Source organism: Anabaena lutea FACHB-196, from assembly GCF_014698305.1.
In the GTDB taxonomy this organism is placed as follows: Bacteria; Cyanobacteriota; Cyanobacteriia; order Cyanobacteriales; family Nostocaceae; genus Anabaena; species Anabaena lutea.
This window is the reverse complement of sequence record NZ_JACJST010000057.1, coordinates 1-5,747: the sequence shown is the minus strand read 5'-3', so window position 1 is coordinate 5,747 and position 5,747 is coordinate 1. Positions and strand designations below refer to the sequence as shown.

The 5,747-nt window shown below is 40.1% G+C and carries 4 protein-coding genes; 1 reads left to right on the top strand and 3 read right to left on the bottom strand.

The genetic code is table 11. The features are described 5' to 3' along the window. Positions 1–126: 126 nt before the first annotated feature. Both H6G59_RS26940 and argJ read right to left on the bottom strand, forming a co-directional pair. A complete protein-coding gene (locus H6G59_RS26940; protein WP_242038993.1) occupies positions 127–270 on the bottom strand; it encodes an ATP-binding cassette domain-containing protein in 144 nt (47 codons plus the stop codon). Positions 271–335: 65 nt separating this feature from the next. Then, positions 336–1,577: a bifunctional ornithine acetyltransferase/N-acetylglutamate synthase gene (argJ, locus tag H6G59_RS26935; RefSeq protein ID WP_190721134.1), complete on the bottom strand. Its 1,242-nt coding sequence runs from the start codon at positions 1,575–1,577 to the stop codon at positions 336–338. A 264-nt stretch (positions 1,578–1,841) separates the two neighbouring features. Between argJ and H6G59_RS26930 the strand changes: the two genes are divergently transcribed. Beyond that, positions 1,842–3,062 (top strand): RNA-guided endonuclease InsQ/TnpB family protein, encoded by a 1,221-nt coding sequence (locus tag H6G59_RS26930; protein WP_190721132.1) that lies wholly within the window; start codon positions 1,842–1,844, stop codon positions 3,060–3,062. A gap of 835 nt (positions 3,063–3,897) precedes the next feature. Here H6G59_RS26930 and gatA read toward each other — a convergent pair. Then, a complete protein-coding gene (gatA, locus tag H6G59_RS26925) occupies positions 3,898–5,355 on the bottom strand; it encodes an Asp-tRNA(Asn)/Glu-tRNA(Gln) amidotransferase subunit GatA (RefSeq protein ID WP_190721129.1) in 1,458 nt (485 codons plus the stop codon). Positions 5,356–5,747 lie beyond the last annotated feature (392 nt).

Genomic DNA, 5,747 nt, shown 5'->3' with positions numbered 1-5,747 from the left:
CATTATTGAAAATAACTAATTACTCTAAATTTATGAAAATTTTAGGATATTAATAAAGGACTTAATAAGCATTTCAATTCCATTATTATGTTTTTCTCTGTCTAGATACACTAATATGACATTTTGTCAACATAATTTAGATGCGTTTCCCCTGGGTTCCCAGTGCAGATAATCTAATTCGATATGTGGAATAGAAAGACGCTGGGAAATTTGCTTTGCTAATGTTGTTTTACCAGAACCGCTGCTGCCAATGATAGAAATACGCTGCATTTTCAATTAAATTGAATACTTCCCAGATCCCCGACTTCTTCAAGAAATCAGGGATCTAAACTGAACTAAGTTGTATATTCTGCGTTAATTTTCACATAGTCGTAACTCAAATCACAACCCCACGCTTTACCTGTGCCATGACCATTACCCACACTGACGGAAATTAACACCGTATCTTCTTTCAGATAAGCACCTGCTGCTTTTTGTTTCAAATATGCACTTGCGGCTGCTTTATCAAAAGGTAAAGGTTGACCATTTTCAAAAAGTAAGAAATTGCCTAATTTAATTTGCAAATTATCTTGCTCAAAGGGTACTCCAGCACGTCCAGCTGCGCCGGCGATACGTCCCCAATTGGGATCACGTCCAAAGATTGCAGATTTAACTAAAGAAGAGCCAGCAATGGTTTTGGCGATTTGTCTGGCTGCTGCTTCATCGTTTGTACCGCTGACTTGCACTTCTACTAAGCAAGTTGCACCTTCACCGTCACGTGCGATCGCTTTGGCTAAATGCTGGCATACTGCTGTTAGCATGGCTTCTAATTTCTCGGCTTCTGCACCCATTTCTGTAATTGCTGGGGTGCGAGATTGACCATTGGCTAAAGCTATTAAACTATCATTGGTGCTGGTATCACCATCAACGGTAATAGAATTGAAACTTCTATCTGCGGCTCTTGTTAACATTTGTTGCCAAAGGCTAGATGAAACAGCCGCATCACAGGTGACAAATGCCAGCATGGTAGCCATGTTGGGATGTATCATACCAGAACCTTTAGCAATGCCGCCAATTCTCACGGGGCGATCGCCGATAGTTGTTTCTAAAGCAATGGATTTTTTGACCAAATCGGTGGTGATAATTGCTCCAGCAGCCTCATCTGAACCTGTTTCTGAGAGTGCTGCTACTACCTTGGGTATACCACGTCGCAGTATATCCATTTTAATCCGTTGACCAATTACGCCTGTAGAAGCTAGTAAAATCGCTTCCGGGGAAATACCCAATTCTTTGGCTAATAAATCAGCACTTTCTAGGGTATCTTTGACTCCTTGGCTACCTGTGGCAGCGTTGGCTTGTCCAGCGTTGCAGAGTATAGCTCTGGCGCTATGTTTGGCTTGTAAACGTTGACAGCAATAGTCTACACAAGCGGCTTTGACGTGGCTAGTTGTGAATACTCCGGCAGCGATCGCATCCACATCTGACAATATTAATGCTAAATCCGGCAATCCTGAAGGTTTTAGTCCGGCGGTAATTCCCGCTGCTCGATACCCTCTAGCTGCTGTGACTCCACCAGTAATTTCCTGCCAGTCTCCCATAATTTTTCCCCACATATCCTAGAGTTTGGTAGATTGTTCCAACTTTTACCGCTTGCGGCTCTCGTCAGCTATCCCGTATTGTAAAACTTCGCCGAATTTATAAACAAATTATAGTCATCTCTAGTCATTAATCACAGAAAAGTCAGCTAAAATCACCTATACAGGTTTTCTTGTGCAAAGGGAAATGAGCGAGAATTTTGTGCATCATAAGCAGGAAGATATGTTAGTATATATGGGCGAATATTAAGAGAAACCAGCTAGTGTATGCAAGTGGTAGAACGGCATATCATTCAAAAAAATCATCCCCATTATCAGGAGATTGATAAATTATGTTTTGCCGCCAAAAACCTCTACAATTATGCTAACTTCCATATTCGCCAAAGTTTTATCTTTGCTCAAAAATATCTTGATTACAATTGTTTAGCAAAACAATTAAAATTAACAGAACCATACCTTGCCTTACCAGCCAAAGTTGCCCAACAAGTATTATTAGGACTACATCGCAACTGGTTCTCTTTTTTTGCAGCAATTAAAGCTTATGCAGAAGATAAATCAAAGTTTTTAGGCAGACCTAAATTACCCAAATATAAACACAAAGAAAAAGGTAGACATTTATTAGTTTACACAGCCCAGGCAGTGAGTAAACCAAAAATGAATGCGGGTTTAATTCATCTGTCACAAACACATATTAATATTCCCACAAAAGTAGACTATTGTTATCTCAATCAAGTAAGAATTGTTCCCAAGATTGACCATTATGTAATAGAGGTTGTGTATGAAAAAGAGTCAAGGGATTATGGTTTAGACAGTAATGCTATAGCAGCGATTGATTTAGGCATAGATAATCTAGCAACCTTAACATCAAACCAGCCGGGATTTATGCCAGTTCTGGTTTCAGGGCGGATTATCAAATCAATTAATCGTTATTACAATCAAAGAAAAGCCAATTTACAATCTTTACTACCCTCACATCAAAAGACATCTAAACGATTACAGAGTTTAACTAAAAAACGGAATTTTCGAGTAGATGATTATCTGCATAAAGCCAGTCGTTTAATTATTGACCATTTAGTGAAGTGTGGGATTGGCACTTTAGTAATAGGTCAAAATCTATTGTGGAAACAGAATGCTAATTTAGGCAGTAGAAATAATCAAAACTTTGTTTGTATTCCCCATACTCGATTTGTACAGCAGTTAAGTTATAAAGCGAAATTAGTAGGGATAAAGGTATTGGTTTCTGAGGAGTCTTACACTTCTGTAGCCTCTTTTTTAGACCAAGATACTATTCCTATTTATGGCAAAGCTGACTCCAAAGAAGTTAAATTTAGTGGTCGCCGAATCAGAACTAAGCTTTATAAAACAGGTAATGGTTTATTGATTCATGCTGATGTGAATGGTAGTTTGAATATTTTACGTAAAGTAGTCCCGACAGCGTTTAGTCTAGGGATAGAGGAGCCACTGCGGTGGACGGGTTCCCCGGCATAAAGCACGTGGCGTGGCGTTGTAGTTCGTCCTGTCGGGGTTATTCCCGGCAAACGAAAGGCATGAGATATTTGTCTATGTTTTTTGGAACTATTTATCCTGTATTGTGAGTTTATCTGTTGATGGCAATCTTGCACCAGTCGGTAATTATCGTAATGCTTTTTAACAGTATTAATAGTGACGGTATCACAGTTGCGATCATACAATGGGTGGAGTTATTGCTAAGTAACAATAACTATATTTGTCAATCCCACACAACTATTAGGCTAAGTTACCTACTTACTTACACTGAAGTTAAGGATAAAAACTAAAAAAGAGAGCCATTTAATAGCTCTCCAAATCATCAGGGTGCATCTACTTATCACAGTATAACATTTTTGGCGTGTGGGGTGAAGCCCCTTTTTGAGATTTTTTATAAAAAATTACGCCAATTATTTTCTTTTTGGGGCTTACGGGTCTTAAATCATGTCCGGTTAAAGACTTATAATTCAGGCAGGGGGAAAGAAATTTACCAGATATTTGCACAAACACGGGAATTATAGCTATAGCAGGTGACAGGGGACAGGTGACAGGTGACAGAGCTAAAAGTCTATTGGTGTGTCTCTAAGTTTTAGCATTGGTTGATGTCCTAACAGCCTTGTCCGTTGCTATAATTTGCCGGACATGAGAGGATTCGTAATCATGCCCGTAATTCAAGGTTACAGAGCAACTAACTAAAGTCTATGGAGATGCAAAACTATATTCCTTGGTTCAAGCCTCCAGATTTATCCGTGGGGTCAATCCAAAATCCTGTTAGATGATGACTACCCACCACTGACAACTTACGCAAATAGATCAATTAAGCTATTTTTGCTGTGTGAAGATGCCAATTAGTTGATTGCTCATAAGCATATGCTACCTGTAATAATTGGTCTTCTCTGAGAACTTTACCAATTAACTGCAATCCAATTGGTAGACCTTTGCTATCAAAACCACAAGGTATACTAATACCAGGTAAACCAGCAAGATTGACGGGAATTGTCATCAAGTCATTTAAATACATACTCAAGGGATCAGTGATTTTTTCACCGGCTTGAAATGCTGTAGTTGGTGCTGTGGGAGAGACTAAAACATCAACTTGTGCAAAAGCTGTTTCAAAGTCTTCTTTAATTAATGTGCGGACTTTTTGCGCTTGCAAATAATAAGCGTCGTAATAACCTGCACTCAGAGCATAAGTACCAATCATAATCCGGCGTTTGACTTCTGCACCAAATCCGGTGGAGCGTGTACGGGTGTACATAGAAAGTAAATTGTCTGCGTCTGGAGAACGCAAGCCGTATTTAACGCCGTCGTAACGAGCTAAATTCGCGGATGCTTCCGATGGGGCGATGATATAGTAGCTGGGTACGCCATAACGGAAGCGGGGACAGGAAATATAGTGAATTTCTGCGCCTAAACTTTCTAGTTGTGCGATCGCTTGATTTACAGATGCTTCTACTTCTGGATCTAAACCTTCACCAAAGGTTTCTTTAATAACACCAACTTTGAGTTTTTTACTTTTTAAATCTGGTGTTAAATTAGCAGTGTAATCAGGAATTTCGACTTTTAAACTGGTGGAGTCTTGAGGATCATAACCGGCGATCGCACTCAACAATATAGCTGCATCTTCAACTGTTCGCGCAAAGGGGCCAATTTGATCCAAAGACGAAGCATAAGCCACTAAACCATAACGGGAAACTAACCCATAAGTCGGTTTCATCCCCACCACACCGCAAAAAGAAGCCGGTTGACGAATCGAACCACCAGTATCAGAACCCAGGGATACCACACATTCCTCAGCCGCTACAGCCGCAGCAGAACCTCCAGAAGAACCACCGGGAACCCGTGATAAATCCCAGGGATTAGCTGTAACTTGATAAGCAGAGTTCTCCGTGGAACTCCCCATTGCAAATTCGTCTAAATTGGTTTTACCAACCGTTACCGCTCCGGCTTCGGCTAATTTTTGCGTTACCGTTGATTCATAGGGTGGGACAAAATTCTCTAAAATTTTTGAGCCGCAAGTGGTGCGAATACCCTTGGTACACATATTATCTTTGATACCAATGGGAATCCCTGCTAAGATACCAATTTCTTCCCCAGCAGCGATTTTTGCATCCACAGCACGAGCCTGATCTATAGCTTGTTGTGCCGTTACAGTTAAGAAACTGTGCAGTTTTGGCTCTAACGCTTGAATGCGGTCTAAAGCTTCTTGAGTAATTTCAACGGCAGAACGTTCTTTTTTTACTAGCTGTGCGTGCAACTCGCGGATGGATGCCATAATTTTTCTCTTTATTAATCAAGTCATTGATTTTAGCATTTACAGGGCTGGGGATGGTGTTTTGTTGGTTGGTAGGGTTATGGCACGCAGAGGCGCAGAGGCGCAGAGAGGGGTTTGAGGGTGTAGGTATGTTAAATTATACTGATTGTTTTATGAAGTGTTGGTGTTGGGATTTTCAAATTTTCTCACGCAAAGGCGCAAAGAGAGGTTTGATGTTTGAGTTTTGAAGATGAGAGGATAACTAAATGGATACCTTAGATAATTTTCGGCGGATTATTAAGGAAGTTTTAATAAGCTGTTGTGCAGCTAAATCGAATAAACAGCATTACCTTTATTTTTGACTTTGCGTTCCCATTTAATAATAAGACCTCCTTCGTTTAGTAATTTAATTA

Excerpts from the sequence above, each read along its gene's own strand:
- argJ (WP_190721134.1), bottom strand. The coding sequence starts at position 1,577 with ATGGGAGACTGGCAGGAAATTACTGGTGGAGTCACAGCAGCTAGAGGG.
- H6G59_RS26940 (WP_242038993.1), bottom strand. The coding sequence starts at position 270 with ATGCAGCGTATTTCTATCATTGGCAGCAGCGGTTCTGGTAAAACAACA.
- gatA (WP_190721129.1), bottom strand. The coding sequence starts at position 5,355 with ATGGCATCCATCCGCGAGTTGCACGCACAGCTAGTAAAAAAAGAACGT.
- H6G59_RS26930 (WP_190721132.1), top strand. The coding sequence starts at position 1,842 with ATGCAAGTGGTAGAACGGCATATCATTCAAAAAAATCATCCCCATTAT.